A 16,846-nucleotide genomic window follows, 5' to 3' on the forward strand; every position below is an offset into this window, starting at 1 on the left:
TCCAGAAAAAGCAATAGAGATCCAGATTAGATAATGACTTAGCACTCAATAAAATTAGTAGATTTTTATTCTTTTTCTCTGGCGTAGGTCAGTGAACCCGTCACAAGAGTGTCATTCATTAAGCTGAAGTCCCTTGTGAGAACACCCAAATTACTATAATAACCATTCTCTTGGCTATTATAGATTTTACCTTTTAATATGCCCCACTGGAGAATGTAATGGGTATCACTCTTTTCAATAGAAATATTTGGCCAATTTTCCGTGCTTAGATACGTGCCAAGGATTGCATCATTAGCCGAACTAACACGTAGGATTTGCGAATCATCAGGGTATATGATTGCATTTTCAATATCAAAACTCTTATCGAATTTCGATTTTTCAAGCGTTAAGATACTGTCTGCGGGTAATTCATTAATCAAATTATAAGCATAATCTGCCATCAAATGAGGCAATAGATAAGCTCTGTTGTCATTCGAGAAAGCAATAATTCCAATTTTTCTTTCCGGCATAAAGGACATGTGGAAACTTATTCCGGCTAAACCGCCAAAGCGGGTCAAAATCTTTTCATTCTGATATGCAGCAACATCCCACCCCAAGCTATATCCTGAACGATGGTAAGTGAAATAAGTATTGTCTTGTGAAGTGGTTGATGTATGCAGTTCAGACCAAGAGTTCTTATTTAGTAGAAGGGTGTCTTCGGCAATGTTTGCCTTTAGCCATTTAGAGAGGTCATTTATAGTTGAAATTATTCCACCTGCCGCATGCATTGTGATATCACTTTTATAAAAGCCCTTTTCAATGACTCCATTTTCATTGGAAACTGTAAGTGATGGGCGAATGTCTTGTAGATCGAAATCGCTCACATATGCACTTGTGTTATTCATTTCCAAAGGAGTGAAAATATGTTCCTCCATTGCTTTTTTCCATGACTTTCCTGTTACACTTTCTACTACCATACCGGCAATGATTGACCCAATATTTGAATACCGGAATTTACCCGTTCGGTCAAGAAGAAAGTCATTGTTCAAATCATTGATTAATTCTGCATTTTTGCCACTGTATCCCAAAAAAGCTGTCTTCCATGACATAGGAGTGCTAAATGTTCCATGAGTGTGGTTCAAAAGACGTTTAATTGTGATGTTCTTTGTGTCTATACTGTCATTGTAATTTAGCTGCGGAAGGTAATCATTAAGTGATTTGTTTAAATCTAGTACTTCTTCCTGCTCTAGCATTTTGAGTAATGTTCCGGTAAACGACTTAGTGCTCGAGGCAATATAAATGGGGGAATTATTGTCAAGAGAAGATTTTTCGCCATTCATGACAGCTCGATTAAAAGCAAGGGAGTAGGCCAATCCATTCTCATCAACTACCGCAAAAATGAAATCGCCATGTATCTCATTTTCTTGGAAAATGCCTTTTAGTTGGTTTTCAAATTTTGATGAAAATTGAGGGTGGTCATCTTGAAATTTACGAATGTTTTGAGATCTAGAGTCTACATTTGTTTTGCAAGAAAATACAATGAGCAAAACCCCTATTAAAAGTAATAATATGGTCGCTTGATTCATACTGCCTATTCTATTAATCGTTTTATATAGATAGGATGATCAAAATTTTGATTGGTTACAGTTTTAGCCAATTGATCTAATCTCGACGATAAACAATGGTTCGCGCCAAGATTGATGTTGTAATACGACTTCTAACAAATCAGATAATGAATTTTCGATGGATGGAGATTTTAGTTTAGTAAGTTCCTTACTGAAATAGCATTTTGAATAGTTTAGGAATCCATTCATTTTTCAATATCAATTTGCTGTTCATAAGGTCGTCTAATGATACTGACTAATCGAAAAGAAACTCTCGAATTTGGTCAATTCCAATAATTAAGCACCTAGCTTCAGGCTGATTTCCTTTTACTTTTCCAGCATATTCAGTGATCTTTTTTAACCGCTTTGATGCACATAAATGCAGGAAATTCATTGAGTTCCTTAAAATATTTAGGATCCATTCGTTCAAATTCTATTGTGGGTTTTGGCTCAACTAGCTTATCAATGTAAAAACCATTATCTGTCAACGGTGTAATACATCCGCTAAGTGATCTTCTAAAACTATTGACTTCGATGGCTTGTCCAAACCCATTCCAAGTACATTTTACATTTTCAACTTCAAAATACTTTTCGGAATTGAAAAATTTATACTCATAAAATGGGTGTTCGATTGATATAACAAGAATTCCCTTGTCTTTCAAAACTCTATTAAATTCTTTGATAGTAAGTGACCAGTCTTCGATATAATGCATTGCTAATGTACAAAGTACAATGTCACAAGAGTTAGTTTCTATCATTGTAAAGTGGGTAGATAAATCGTGAACAAAGAATGTTCCTCTACTACCATTTCTAATGGTTGCTAATTCAATCATTTTAGGGCTTATATCAAACCCTTTAACGATCGCTCCTTTACCCATTAAAATTTCCGCGTATTTTCCGGGTCCACAAGCGGCATCAAGGATGGTTTTACCATTCACATCAGGCAACAATTGGAGCGTATTCGGTCTGTCGTAATATGCATTATGAGGTTTATGGTCAATAAGTTCATTATACTTCTCAGCCATTAGTTCATAGGCAGAAACTATTTTCTCTTTGATCATCTATTTGTAATTTTAACCTTTAGACTAACATAAATAAAACCCTCAAATTTGGCTAATTTCTAAAGCTAAATCTCTTGATTTGTTTTTAACCTTTACCCTGAAGCTAATTTTCATGATTAACGTGATGGGAGATATTCTTCAGGTTGGCCAAAAAACTCCCTTTACAAGCATACGCGCGCAGAGAAAAGGGATTGCGAAGTGCTCCAAAATAGATGAGAATAATTTGTAAAAGTGATTGCGGGAGGTTTAAGGGAAAATAGTTTGGTGAAAAGGTTATATGCAGACCAACTTGAAGGAGCTGTCAAATTTGAAGATGCACATAAATTCATCTGGAGTATCGATAATCCTGAAAAAAATAAATATAAAATCTTAACTTCAAACTATTGGATCGATAAAGGAGATGTAACAACAGCCGACTATACTGTAGAGATAGTCAGCTTTGAGGAAGAATAAATAATGGCTATTACATAGCTAAAATTATAAGGCACGATAAAATGAGAATCGCTTTTCTAGTCCTTATTCTTATTCATGGTCTAATCCATTTGCTTGGGTTTGCAAAAGGTTTTGGACTTAAGGAGGTGAAAGAATTGACACTTCCCATATCAAAACCTATAGGACTGATTTGGTTAATTGCTACTATCCTATTTTTGATCTTTTGTGTTTTGTATTTTATTAACCACAAATATGTCTGGCTTGTAGGCTTTGCTGCAGTTATCACCTCACAAATGCTAATCATTCTCTTTTGGCAGGACGCAAAATTTGGCACTTTACCCAATATTGCTGTTCTGCTAGTTTCGCTAGTTGCATTTGGAAATTATAATTTTCAGAAACTAGTCCAGCTTGAAACCTCTGATATTTTAAGCCAGAACATTATTTCTTCCGAAAGAATAGTTTCAGAAGATGACACAAAAGATTTACCAAAACCCGTTCAAAACTGGCTTCAGAAATCAGGCATAATTGGGAAGCCCTTTATCAATGTAGGGCAGGTTATGCAAGAAGCCCAAATCAAACTAAAACCCGAGCAGGAAAATTGGCTCAATGCCACGGCTGTCCAGTATTCTACTATCCCTAAGCCTGCATTTATTTGGACTGTAGATGTGAAAATGAATAGCCTGATGAGCTTTCATGGTCGAGACAAATTCGAAGATGGTACAGGAGAAATGTTGATTAAATTAAATGCGCTCTTCAACATAGTGAATGAAAAAGGGCCGAAGTTAGATGAAGGTAGCATACAGCGATATTTAGGCGAAATGGTTTGGTTTCCAACATTGGCCATGAGTCAATACATCACTTGGCAAGAAATAAATGATACAACAGCAATAGCCACGATAGACTACAATGGCACAAAAGGAAGTGGTACTTTCTATTTTGATTCTGCTGGAAATTTCATCAAGTTTTCTGCTTTACGCTATCAAGGCAATGACTCAGAAGCCAAAAGATATGAATGGGTTTTGTTGGTGGAAGAACACAATACCTTCGAAGGAATTACCATCCCCTCCAAAATGACTGCAACATGGAAACTTGAGCATGAGGACTGGACTTGGCTAAAATTAGAAATCAAGGATATTAAATATAATGAGAATATTAGCCACTAAATATTCGTATCTCTCCTAAAAATTAATCTGAATTTTCATTTGGGTAATTCATATTCATTTGGGTAATTCAAATAAAAATCACTTACATACAATGCAAACTATCCTTGGCGCAGGTGGAACTATAGGTATCGAACTTGCAAAAGCATTGATAAATTATACCCATGAAATCCGCTTAGTAAGCCGAAATCCCAAAAAGGTAAACGAAACAGATGAGCTTTATAAGGCAGACATTCTAAATGCCGATGAATTGAAACAAGCAATAAGCGGCTCTGAGGTAGTTTATGTGACTGTAGGCTTCGAATATAGCATCAAAATTTGGCGACAGAACTGGCCGAAATTCATCCAAAACCTGTTGACTATTTGTGAAAATGAGGGCTGCAAATTGGTCTTCTTCGACAATGTGTACATGTATGATAAAAGCTCCCTCAACCCGATGACAGAGGAGACACTGATAAATCCATCCAGCAAAAAAGGTGAAGTAAGAGCCGAGATTGCTCAAATTATTTTGGATAAAATAAAAAGCGGGAGGATAAAAGCACTGATAGCAAGATCAGCAGATTTTTACGGGCCAGCAATCGATAAAACTAGTCTATTGACGGAGACAGTTTTTAAGCCTTTGAGTCAAGGCAAAACTGCAAATTGGATGGCTGGTGATCACTTTAAGCATTCGTTTACTTTCACTCCAGATGCAGGTAAAGCCACTGCACTATTGGGAAATACTGAAAAAGCTTATGGTCAAGTTTGGCATTTGCCAACCGCCTCAAATCCACTTACTGGTAAAGAATGGGTTGAGGCTATCGCGAACCAAATGAAGGTGAAACCAAAGTATCGAGTAGTCTCAAAGTTTATGGTTCAGCTTATCGGGCTATTTGTGCCAGTGATGAAAGAATCCGTCGAAATGCTCTATCAATATGATCGCGATTATATTTTTGACAGCAGTAAATTTCAGAAGGAATTTGGCATGGAGCCAACCTCATACATGGATGGAATAAAAACTATTGTTGAAATGGATTATACGTGATTTGGGTAAGTATACTTTATGGCTTTATTCTTATTTAAAAAAACTTTAAGCATAATATAGACTAGATGACCTCCCTCTTGATTTTGACTAAAAAATTCATTAAAGGAATATCTTGGGAACATAGTTTATGGTTTTCCGAAAAAAACTTGATCCGAAATATAAAGCATTGTAATTGAGTCGAAAACACTCTCCTTAAAATAATTGAAGAACAATTTCAATATTATAAAAAATACTAGAAGATCGGTAACTGAATTTTGCTATAAAATGTTTTACTTATAGCTAAAATCCACCACCATGAACAAATCATACAGTAAAATTTATCGAATCGTCCATTGGGCAATTGCCATTCTATTCATTCTTTTGTTGATTACCATTTTTTTAAGATTAACTTGGATGAACAAGGACAACATGGCAGAAATAATCGGAACTTACCTTGCCGAGAATGGGCAGAGCTTGTCACAAGATCAACTTATTGTTTTGGCTAAGCAAATACGTGAACCAATGTGGCAGTGGCATATCTATATCGGATATACTTTGGCTGGTTTATTTGGCCTTCGCTTTTTACTGCCAATTTTTGGAGAAATGAAATTACAAAATCCATTAGATAAGAAAATAACTATCAAGGAAAAGTTTCAGAAATGGACGTACGCCATTTTTTACATCTGTGTTATAGCATCTTTAGTTACGGGATTAATTATAGAATTAGGTCCAGCAGAATTAAAGAAACCTGTTGAGGAAATACATGTACTCTCAATCTATTATCTTGTTCCATTTATCATTATTCATTTGACGGGTGTCTTAATTGCTGAATTCACCAACCAAAAAGGAATCATATCTAGAATTATAAGCGGAAAGAATAATTGAGAAATGGTCGATTAACATCCATTTAGATGATGAAAATCTGCGAAAAAAAGCCTCCATGATTAATAGGCTAAAACATAATCGAAAACCTTATGAACTTCAAATACATCCTAGGCTGCATATTTTCCCTCCCGCTTTTGCCTATTATGTATTTTCAAGGAAAGAAAATTCGTGCGCAAATTCCATCTCTGCCAGAAGCCACAGGAACTGAAGGAAAAAGTATTTTTAACAATACCACAAATCCTTCTATTAACTTATTGACTATTGGTGAAAGCACGATGGCTGGTGTTGGTGTGCAAAGTCACGAAGAAGGGTTTACAGGCTCATTAGCAAAGGAACTTTCCGCAATTTACCAGCACACTGTGAAATGGAAAGTTTATGCCAAAAGCGGATATACTGCCGCAAGTATTGCTAACAAAATCATCCCAAAAATTACCGAAACAGACATCGACTTAATTGTAATTGGTTTAGGTGCAAACGACGCTTTTACGCTAAATACTCCTTCGAAATGGAAGCATTATGTTGTCAAAATAATAGCTGAGCTGAAAAGTAAATTTCCCAAAGCATTCCTTGTCTTTTGTAATATGCCTCCTATCAAGGAGTTCCCAGCATTCACACCATTAATCAAGTTTACCATTGGCAATCTGGTGGAAATATTGGGCGAGGAACTACATAAAATCACTAAGGATGATCCACAGGTTTTCTATTATAGCAAAAAGATTACGCTGGCAGATTGGCTTGACCATCTGGAAGTAGAAGCAAAAGCATCAGATTTTTTTAGCGATGGTATACATCCATCCAAACTTACCTATCAGACTTGGGCAATAGATCTAGCGAGAACTATTCAAAGGAATGAGAAAACTGCCATTTCCTTTCCCTTCAAAGAAACTTAGAAAAAACAGCGGGAGGATAGCTATCTGTCAACTCACAGCAAAACAATAATCCTCCTTTGCAAGCATTTCAATCTCTTAACATCCTAAAAAATAATGGTATATTGAATTCAAAAGGAATAAATGCCTTTAGCTTAACCGAAAACAGACAATCCCTTAAAACATATTCAAAAATGCCTGCCAATAATTTCAATATCTCAGGGCTAAGCGAAGAGCAGGTAATTAGATCAAGAGAAAAATTTGGCCTAAATAAAATCATTCCCAAAAAGCAAAACGAATTCGTAGAAGCCGTAAAACAGATATTTAAGGATCCAATGGTTCTTTTACTTTTGGTTGCTTCTACTATCTATTTTGTAAGCGGACAAACAGGTGATGGGCTATTTCTTTTAGCAGCAATTGTACTCATTGCTTCTATTTCCTTATTCCAACACACTAGAAGTAAGAATGCCTTAGACAAATTAAAATATTTCTCTCAGCCCCAATGCAAAGTCATTCGAGATGGGAAAGTTCAAGAAATAAAAAGTGAAGATGTAGTAATTGGTGATGCTCTTATGGTAGAAGAAGGTACACTTATTACCGCTGACGGCACCATCGTTCACTCCAACGACTTTTCAGTTAGCGAGGCAATTCTCACGGGCGAGTCGCTTTCAGTTTTTAAGGACGCCTCCAAAGAAGATAAGTTCATTTACAGCGGAACAATGGTCGTAAGCGGCTTAGCCATTGCCACTGTTACTTCCATTGGCAACGAAACTAAGCTGGGCAAAATTGGAACAAGTTTAGAGAACATCAGCACCGAAAAAACGCCTCTGGAACTACAAATTGCCAATTTTGTGAAGAAAATGGCCATTGCTGGAGCAGTGGTATTTATCATTGTGTGGGTCATCAATTATATAAATTCCCAAGACCTATTGACAAGTCTATTGCAATCCCTCACACTTGCAATGAGTATTTTGCCTGAAGAGATTCCTGTGGCATTTGTCACTTTTATGGCATTAGGCGCTTGGCGACTTATGAAGATGGGTATTGTAGTAAAGCAAATGAAAACGGTTGAAACCCTAGGCAGCGCTACAGTAATTTGTACCGACAAAACAGGGACGATCACCGAGAATAAAATGAGCCTCGCAAAGCTGTATTTATTATCAACCAATCAAATTTTTGAGCCTGATAAAGAACTTACTGCAAATGAAAAAGAGCTAATTGAACTGGCAATGTGGGCAAGTGAACCCATCCCTTTTGATCCAATGGAGCTTTCTTTGCATCAGGCCTATAGCAATTCTGCGAAAACTGATGATCGCCCAAACTACCAGCTTGTACATGAATATCCGCTTGGCGGAAAACCCCCAATGATGACACATGTATTTGCAGATAAAAAAGGCAATAGAATTATAGCAGCCAAAGGCGCACCAGAAGCGCTTGTCCAAGTATCGGATTTATCTGAAACCGAAAAGGAGCAGATTCAATCTGCTATTGAACTATTAGCAACAGATGGATATCGCGTATTGGGTGTTGGAGTATCTACCTTTACTGGCCAAGACTATCCTGCAAAGCAGCAAGATTTGCCTTTTCAATTTAAAGGAATAGTCGCACTTTACGATCCCCCGAAAAAGAACATTCAGAAAGTGCTGCAAGATTTTTATACTGCAGGTATCTCCGTGAAAATAATCACGGGTGATAATGCTTTGACCACCGCAGCAATTGCCAAGGAAATCAATTTCAGAGATTATGACAAGAGCATTTCAGGCGATGAATTGATGCAAATGCAAGAAGATGAGCTCAAGACTTGTGTAGCCTCCACCGCAATATTTACTCGAATGTTTCCTGAAGCCAAATTGAAGATTATAAATGCTCTAAAATCTAATAATCAAATTGTAGCAATGACAGGAGATGGCGTGAACGATGGCCCTGCCCTCAAAGCAGCACATATCGGAATAGCAATGGGCAAAAAAGGAAGCGAAATTGCCAAACAAGCCGCCTCGCTAATTTTATTACAAGATGACCTTTCCAAAATGGTGGATGCAATAGCCATGGGAAGGAAGATTTACACAAATCTGAAAAAGGCCATTCAATATATCATCTCCATTCATATTCCGATTATTCTCACAGTATTTATTCCCTTAGCTTTAGGATGGATCTACCCAAATATTTTCTCACCCATTCATATCATCTTCCTCGAACTGATAATGGGGCCAACATGCTCTATCATTTACGAAAATGAGCCTATGGAAAAAAATACAATGAATCAGCAGCCCAAGGAATTAACAACGTCCTTCTTCAATACCAAAGAGCTTTCTATCAGTATTGTTCAAGGCTTGATGATAACAGCAGGAACCTTGTTTATTTATCAGTACGGAGTATTAAATGGATATAATGAATCACTCACACGCACTATGGTCTTCACGGTTCTAATCGCTGCCAACATATTCCTCACTTTAGTGAATCGCTCCTTCTATTACTCAATTTTCACCACTTTGAAATACAAGAACAACCTCGTCCTATTAATCATAGCCATCACCTTAGCTGTGGTTGGGCTTATTTTATTTGTTAAGCCTTTGACTAGCTTTTTTGAGTTTCAACAACTAGACATGATGCAAATTATGCTTTGTATGGGTATTGGAGCTATTTCTGTAGTTTGGTTTGAGGTGGTGAAGGTCTTTAAAAGAAACAGTCAAAAGCAACTAGGCAATTCATGATCAGTAAATTTTGGATAGAAAGCTTCCCTCCCGCTTTCTATTAAGAGTAGAATAAGCAGTTTAAAAAAATATTTAATGATAAAAAATACATTTTTATTGTTTATCAATAATTATTTATTTTTATTTGCAATATAATATTCAAAACTAAACTCATGAAGCAAAACACAGCAACCATTATGATCATCATGCATGTAATCGCTTGGGTCATATTTATTGGCTTCTGCATAAAGACAGGCGCCCTAATTTTTTCCGCACTTGTCAGTTTTTTCATCAACCCCGCTGGAGCAAGCGACCTATACTTAGGTCTAGACTTGTCCAATTTGTTTGACTATGACAAATGGCATTATGGCTTACTCATTTCATTGGTTGTTTTCATTTCAGGCTTGCAGGCTTACATTTTTTACTTGCTGATAAAGATATTTATGAAGCTAAATTTGGTGCAGCCATTTAGTCAAGAGATTGCAAAACTGATTACTAAAATTAGCTATGTAGCACTTGAAATAGCGATTCTTCATATCATAGTAAGTGGATATAGTGACTGGCTAGTAAAGCGGGAGGTTATAATTCCAAGCTTACACGATTATCTTGGTGGAGCATCTGAGTTTTTGCTATTAGGAGGAATTATCTTTGTGATTGCACAAATTTTCAAAAGAGGCCTTGAAATTCAAGCTGAAAACGAACTAACAATATAAACATGCCTATAGTAGTAAATTTAGATGTAATGATGGCAAAGAGAAAGATGTCGCTAAACGAGCTTTCTGAGAAGGTGGATCTTACATTATCTAACCTGTCGATTCTTAAAACTGGCAAGGCAAAAGCAATCCGATTCAGCACGCTAGAGGCAATATGCAAGGCATTGGATTGCCAGCCCGGCGACTTGCTTGAATTTAGTAAGGAAGAGTAATTTGATGAATTGAAAATTATTATACTACCTATTAATCAACAAGTTAAAAAGTAATCTGTAAAATAATTTCCGAATTATGTGAGATTGAGACTACTGCTGCGAATAATAGAACAAACGAAATAAAAGGACATGAATCTCATGGCAGTAGCCAAAATCATTCGCTTGAGGAAAGCCTCACTTCAACGTGTTAATTGGAGAATCGAGTTGGTAAAAATTGAATGGACATGAATCAACAAATCAATGATCCAACGTCGATTCAATTCGAAGAGTATCTTGAAGAAAGTAAAGGAATCATTTACAAAGTAGCTAGCTCCTATTGTAATGATGCTGACGACCGAAAGGACTTAATCCAAGAGATTATCATCCAATTGTGGAGAGCGTACCGCCGATACAATGGCTCAGTAAAGCTCTCAACTTGGACATACCGTGTGGCTTTGAATGTGGCAATTTCTTATTACCGAAAAGACGCCAAGCGGAAAACTATAATGACTGATTTGCCGGGCAGTTTGGTGGATATTGTTGCCGATAAACACCCGCCCGCCAGTGAAGAAAAGTTCGATCAACTGCAACAGTTCATTTCAGAGCTAAAAGAAGTTGATAGAATCCTGACCATTCTGTATTTGGAAGATAAAAGTCAGAAGGAAATCGCTGAAATAATGGGTTTAAGCGAAACGAATGTCTCGACCAAAATAGGTCGGATTAAAGAGAAACTGAGAGTTAAATTTCAACTTAGCAATCGATAAAATGAACGAAGCAGAATTAAAAAGTATTTGGCGATCCTACGATCAAAGAATTGATGAGATGCTTGCCATCAATAAGCAACAACTGCATCAGTTGCAAAAAGAAAAGGCTGATTCCAAAATACAATCCTTTATACGTAACCATGTACGCGTAATGCTGCTTGGTTTATTGTGGATATTCGCATTGTTTTTTTTGGCAGTGAATACATTAGATAATACCTACTTCGTGGTTTCATTGAGTGGCATTATCCTGTTCAATATATTCGCTGTTCTTATTTACCTGCGACATATTATTATACTTGGCTCTATAGATATTGCTGAGAGCATAAATCAAACTCAGCAAAAACTTGCCAAAGTGTATACTTCCTACACCAATTCTGGTCGAGTACTATTATTGCAAGCTCCATTTTTCTGCACCTGGTGGTACACGGAAGAGTTAGTCCAAAATGGCGGCATGGTATTCTGGATAATTCAACTGATAATAGTGACTGTCTTCATATTCCTTTCTATTTTCTTATTTATCAAACTATCACCCCGCAACCCTTCTAACAAATGGCGTAATTGGTCCAACAAGTACTTCGGTGCTGAAAAATTGCAAAAAGCCATGGACTTCTTGAAGGCTGTGGAAGATGAAAATTAATTAATTCACAAACCCCACTAACTTATGAAAACCTTATTTAAAAGCACTGTGCTCATAGCATGTGTATCAGCCCTCCTATTGGCAAATGCCTGCAATCGTCAAAATGAATCGTCTGCTCAACGCTCAGATGAAGTTAGTATTCCTGACATTGATATACACTCAGCCGTACTTGCTGATAATATTGAAGTGGTGAAGCAGCATATTGCGGGAGGTACAGATATCAACAGCAAGGATCCTTTTGGTGGATCAAGCCCACTAACTAGTGCCGCAGTATTTGGCAAAACCGAAATCGCAAAAATACTCTTAGAAGCGGGAGCAGATGTGAATTTGACAAATAATGAGGGTTCCACAGCATTGCATTCTGCTGCGTTCTTTTGCCATTCTGATATTGTCCAACTACTTCTGGATTATGATGCAGATAAAAGCATAAAGAACATCTATGGACAAACTCCTTATGAATCTGTAGCTGGGCAATTCAGTGAAGTAAAACCTGCCTACGAAAGCTTAGGAACTATGCTTGAACCAATGGGATTGAAAATCGATTTGGACTACCTCGAAAAAACAAGGCCTCAGATTGCAGCAATGCTCAGATAAGTAATAAAAATCTATCACTATGAATACAACCGATAGACGCCACGATATCGATTGGTTGAGGGTAATTGCTATTGGCTTGCTTCTCATATACCATGTTGCAATTTGTTTTCAGCCTTGGGGATTATTCATTGGGTTCATTACCAATAAAGAACCCTGGCTTGAACTATGGACACCTATGACATTGCTTAATATTTGGAGAATCCCACTACTCTTCTTTGTATCTGGTATGGGTGTATATTTCGCTACTCAAAGTAGAACTTGGCAACAATTAATCAAAGAAAGAGCTAAAAGGATTTTATTGCCATTTGTCTTTGGAGTTATTTGTATTGTCCCTATTCAAATGGGTCTATTGCAGTACCACTACAATTGGGAAATATCTTATACGCCCAACCCTGCACATCTTTGGTTTTTAGGAAACATATTTATTTATGTGCTTCTATTTACTCCTCTAATTATTTATCTCAAATCAAATGCGGGAGGGAAAATTATTGCTTTCATCAAAAATGGATTAAGTCATCCAATTGGTTTACTCCTTGTTTTTGCACTTTTTGGCTTGGAAGCAATCTGGGTAAAGCCGGTTCCTTTCGAATTGTATGCTATGACTTGGCACGGATTCTTTCTAGGTCTAATCGCATTTATAGCTGGCTATTGTTTCGTTTTGAGTGGTTCAGGATTTTGGACCATGATCGACAAATTTCGGTGGCTGATTTTAGCATTAGCCATATCCCTATATGTATATAGATTTAGTCAAATGCCTTTAAGCGTTTCTGCTTTACAGTTAGCCATCGAGTCAAACCTTTGGATATTGGCAATATTCGCATTTGGTTACCGACATTTGAATAAATCGAGCAAAACGCTCAGCTATTTAAGCCAAGCATGCTATCCTGTTTATATCATTCACATGATTGTATTGTATCTGGCAGGGATGCTTATTTTTCCTTTAGAATTGGCAGTAGAGTTGAAATTTATGGCAACAGTCGTTATTACAAGCTTTGGTAGCTTGTTGATTTATGAGTTGCTCATTAGACGTTTCAAAGTGACAAGGCTGTTATTTGGCTTGAAAATGAATTCTTAATAAAAAAGGTCAACCCTTCTCAAGTTGACCTCTTTTATTAAATATCTATCAGATTAAAATTAAGCTAAGCTTTCTTCACTTTCAGCATATTCATCGATTGGGATGCAGCTACAAACTAGGTTACGATCGCCGTAAGCAGAATCCACCCGTCCTACTGTAGGCCAGAATTTGTTACTACGCGTATAATCTAGTGGGAAAGCTGCCTTTTCACGACTATATGCATGATTCCATTCATTCGCTGTGATTACCGCAGCAGTATGCGGAGCATTTTTCAATACATTATCCAACTTATCTTCTGTGCCTTCAGCAATCTCTACAATTTCCTTGCGGATGCTCACCATTGCATCGCAGAAGCGATCTAGTTCAGATTTGGTTTCACTTTCGGTTGGCTCTATCATCATAGTTCCTCCAACTGGGAATGATACTGTTGGTGCATGAAAACCATAATCCATTAAGCGCTTAGCGATATCTTCCACCTCCACGCCTGAGCGCTTGAAGTTACGGCAATCTATGATCATTTCGTGAGCACTTCGGCCTTTACTACCTGTGTAAAGCACGTCATAGCTTCCTTCCAAACGCTTCTTGATATAGTTGGCATTGAGGATAGCTATTTTAGTAGCATTTGTCAATCCCTCCGCTCCCATTAATGCAATGTAAGTATAAGAGATAAGTAATATACTTGCGCTGCCATAAGGTGCAGCCGAAATAGCTGTGATTGCCGTATCCCCACCAGTTTCTACCAAAGCGTGACCAGGAAGGAATGGTGCTAAATGCTTCGCCACACATATTGGACCCATACCTGGGCCACCACCACCATGAGGAATACAGAATGTTTTATGTAAGTTCAAATGACAAACATCAGCACCAATCATAGCCGGACTTGTAAGTCCAACTTGCGCGTTCATATTAGCGCCATCCATATACACTTGGCCACCATGTTGATGAATGATGTCGCAAATTTCTTTGATACTTTCTTCGAATACTCCGTGAGTTGACGGATATGTCACCATCAAAGCTGCGAGCACATCTTTGTACTGTTCTGCTTTATCACGTAAGTCTTCCACATCGATATTGCCTCTTTCGTCGCATTTCACGATTACCACCTTCATGCCGGCCATTACTGCAGAAGCTGGATTGGTACCATGCGCAGAAGATGGAATAAGAGCAATGTTGCGATGATCGTCTCCATTCTCAAGGTGGAAGGCACGAATTACCATTAGGCCGGCATATTCGCCTTGAGCACCTGAATTTGGCTGTAAGGATACCGCATCAAATCCAGTGATTTCTGCTAACCAATTTTCAAGATTATTGAAAATATGCTGATAGCCTTCCGTTTGATCTAGTGGAGCAAATGGATGAAGATTTCCGAATTCAGGCCATGTAACTGGAGCCATTTCAGTAGTGGCATTCAGTTTCATTGTGCAAGATCCAAGTGAAATCATAGAGTGCACTAAAGACAAATCTTTGTTTTCTAATCGCTTGATGTATCTGAGCATTTCGTGCTCAGAGTGGTAAAGCTTGAAAACAGGATGCTGTAAATAGGCAGACTTACGAGTAAGTGGCTCTGGAAAAGTAATTTCTACTTCATCAGCAATAAGGTTCTTCTCAGTTTCGCCGATGTACTTTTCACCTTTCAGCTCAGCAAATACGGCTAATATGTTTTTTACATCAGCTAGCGTACTTGTTTCATCTAGAGAGATGCTCACTCCTCCCGCTTCATAATACCTGAAGTTCATTTCAGCCGCTTCAGCGATGCTCTTCAATTGCAAGCTTTGATCTACATCAAGGTTTATTCTCAATGTATCGAAATACACATCGTTCGATTGGCTATAACCTAATTTCCCAAGACCTTCTTCCAAAGTCCTAGTCAAGCCATTGATTTTCGCTGCAATATTTTTAAGCCCTTCAGCACCATGATATACGCCATACATTCCCGCCATTACGGCAAGTAGTACTTGGGCCGTACAAATATTTGAAGTCGCCTTCTCTCTACGAATGTGTTGCTCTCTAGTTTGTAGCGCCATTCTGTAGCCCTTGTTTCCATTGCTATCAATAGAAACACCTATAATACGACCTGGAATTGATCGCTTATGCGCATCGAGTGTAGCGAAGTAGGCTGCATGTGGACCGCCATAGCCCATGGGAATACCGAAACGCTGCGTAGTGCCTACTACCACATCAGCTCCCATTTCACCTGGAGGTGTTATAAGAGTTAATGAAAGCAAATCAGCAGCTACTGCTACAAATACATTTTGCTCTTTTGCGGCAGCTATAAAATCAGATGGATCGAAGATACGGCCATTTGCATCAGGGTACTGTAATAGAACACCAAAAAGGTTTTCGTCTGTAAGATCTAAGTCCTCAATTTTACCAATTTGCAAATCGATACCTACTGGGATTGCTCGTGTAGTTAATACATCGATCGTTTGGGGGAATACTCGCTCATCTACAAAAAAGCGAGTGGATGTTTTCTTATTTCCTTTGCGAAGTCCTGCAAGCATGGTCATGGCTTCTGAGGCAGCAGTGCCTTCATCCAAAAGTGAGGCATTGGCTATTTCCATTCCAGTAAGCTCCATCACCATCGTTTGGTAATTGATAAGAGCTTCTAAACGGCCTTGGGCTATTTCTGCTTGATAAGGAGTATAGGCAGTGTACCAACCTGGATTCTCGAGGATATTACGTTGAATAACACCCGGAGTAATCGTACCATAATAACCTAAACCAATGTGATTTTTGAAAAGCTTGTTTTTAGCAGCAACCTTTTTCAGTTGGTTTAGAAATTCATATTCAGACAAGGGTTCTGGCAAATTCATGGCTTTCTTAAGCCTAATACCTGCCGGGACAGTCTCGTCAATAAGCTGGTCGAGTGATGCAACGCCAATAGCGGCCAACATTTCCTCCCGCTGTTCTTGATCGGGACTGTTATGTCTTCTTTCAAATAAATCTGTAGTAGATAGCTTAATTTTCATTTTTCCTTATCTAAATAGCCTGAATCTAAACTCCTTTTTGGAGCTGCAAATGTAAGAATAATTGCCTGCAATAATTTGGGAAATTAAAGCATTATTTATCACCATAACGCATTCCTCAATTTATGATACAAGTCTTGTCAAAGCATAGTTTCAAAGACTAATGTTTAGCCTGAATGTTTGAGTATTTTTCATTATTCTCAAACAATTGTACTAGTAATCCTTT

At 37.8% G+C, this 16,846-nt stretch carries 15 protein-coding genes; 12 read left to right on the forward strand and 3 right to left on the reverse strand.

What is annotated here, in order from left to right:
* Positions 1-65: 65 nt before the first annotated feature.
* On the reverse strand, positions 66-1,565 hold the full coding sequence (locus tag ACOXY8_RS08245) for a serine hydrolase domain-containing protein (protein WP_458331096.1): 1,500 nt from the start codon (positions 1,563-1,565) through the stop codon (positions 66-68).
* 362 nt (positions 1,566-1,927) lie between these two features.
* Positions 1,928-2,644 (reverse strand): class I SAM-dependent methyltransferase, encoded by a 717-nt coding sequence (locus ACOXY8_RS08250; protein ID WP_458331097.1) that lies wholly within the window; start codon positions 2,642-2,644, stop codon positions 1,928-1,930.
* A 261-nt stretch (positions 2,645-2,905) separates the two neighbouring features.
* On the opposite strand from ACOXY8_RS08250, the gene ACOXY8_RS08255 reads away from it, so the two are divergent.
* The 12 genes from ACOXY8_RS08255 to ACOXY8_RS08310 all read left to right on the forward strand — a co-directional run bounded on the left by ACOXY8_RS08255 (position 2,906) and on the right by ACOXY8_RS08310 (position 13,654).
* On the forward strand, positions 2,906-3,097 hold the full coding sequence (locus tag ACOXY8_RS08255; protein WP_458331098.1) for a hypothetical protein: 192 nt from the start codon (positions 2,906-2,908) through the stop codon (positions 3,095-3,097).
* 41 nt (positions 3,098-3,138) lie between these two features.
* Positions 3,139-4,239, forward strand: a complete 1,101-nt coding sequence (locus tag ACOXY8_RS08260; RefSeq protein ID WP_458331099.1) for a DUF6544 family protein — start codon at positions 3,139-3,141, stop codon at positions 4,237-4,239.
* 91 nt (positions 4,240-4,330) lie between these two features.
* Positions 4,331-5,260 carry an NAD-dependent epimerase/dehydratase family protein gene (locus tag ACOXY8_RS08265; RefSeq protein WP_458331100.1) on the forward strand — a complete coding sequence of 310 codons (930 nt, stop codon included), beginning with the start codon at positions 4,331-4,333 and terminating at the stop codon, positions 5,258-5,260.
* A gap of 294 nt (positions 5,261-5,554) precedes the next feature.
* A complete protein-coding gene (locus ACOXY8_RS08270; protein WP_458331101.1) occupies positions 5,555-6,124 on the forward strand; it encodes a cytochrome b/b6 domain-containing protein in 570 nt (189 codons plus the stop codon).
* An 89-nt stretch (positions 6,125-6,213) separates the two neighbouring features.
* A complete protein-coding gene (locus ACOXY8_RS08275; protein WP_458331102.1) occupies positions 6,214-7,014 on the forward strand; it encodes an SGNH/GDSL hydrolase family protein in 801 nt (266 codons plus the stop codon).
* 170 nt (positions 7,015-7,184) lie between these two features.
* Positions 7,185-9,701 carry a cation-translocating P-type ATPase gene (locus ACOXY8_RS08280; protein WP_458331103.1) on the forward strand — a complete coding sequence of 839 codons (2,517 nt, stop codon included), beginning with the start codon at positions 7,185-7,187 and terminating at the stop codon, positions 9,699-9,701.
* A 152-nt stretch (positions 9,702-9,853) separates the two neighbouring features.
* A complete protein-coding gene (locus ACOXY8_RS08285; protein ID WP_458331104.1) occupies positions 9,854-10,393 on the forward strand; it encodes a DUF2975 domain-containing protein in 540 nt (179 codons plus the stop codon).
* 2 nt (positions 10,394-10,395) lie between these two features.
* Positions 10,396-10,605, forward strand: a complete 210-nt coding sequence (locus ACOXY8_RS08290; protein WP_458331105.1) for a helix-turn-helix domain-containing protein — start codon at positions 10,396-10,398, stop codon at positions 10,603-10,605.
* Positions 10,606-10,829: 224 nt separating this feature from the next.
* A complete protein-coding gene (locus ACOXY8_RS08295) occupies positions 10,830-11,348 on the forward strand; it encodes an RNA polymerase sigma factor (RefSeq protein WP_458331106.1) in 519 nt (172 codons plus the stop codon).
* Between the two features lies 1 nt (position 11,349).
* Complete coding sequence (locus ACOXY8_RS08300) at positions 11,350-11,985, forward strand: hypothetical protein (RefSeq protein ID WP_458331107.1); 636 nt, start codon at positions 11,350-11,352, stop codon at positions 11,983-11,985.
* A 24-nt stretch (positions 11,986-12,009) separates the two neighbouring features.
* Complete coding sequence (locus ACOXY8_RS08305) at positions 12,010-12,579, forward strand: ankyrin repeat domain-containing protein (RefSeq protein WP_458331108.1); 570 nt, start codon at positions 12,010-12,012, stop codon at positions 12,577-12,579.
* 19 nt (positions 12,580-12,598) lie between these two features.
* The gene (locus ACOXY8_RS08310; protein ID WP_458331109.1) at positions 12,599-13,654 is read left to right on the forward strand and encodes an acyltransferase family protein; all 1,056 of its coding nucleotides are present in this window, start codon (positions 12,599-12,601) and stop codon (positions 13,652-13,654) included.
* A gap of 59 nt (positions 13,655-13,713) precedes the next feature.
* Here the strand turns inward: ACOXY8_RS08310 and gcvP are convergent, their stop codons facing one another.
* Positions 13,714-16,623: an aminomethyl-transferring glycine dehydrogenase gene (gene gcvP, locus ACOXY8_RS08315; RefSeq protein ID WP_458331110.1), complete on the reverse strand. Its 2,910-nt coding sequence runs from the start codon at positions 16,621-16,623 to the stop codon at positions 13,714-13,716.
* Positions 16,624-16,846: the final 223 nt, after the last annotated feature.

It is taken from the genome of Peijinzhouia sedimentorum (assembly GCF_049340005.1).
GTDB lineage: Bacteria > Bacteroidota > Bacteroidia > Cytophagales > Cyclobacteriaceae > CAXBDP01.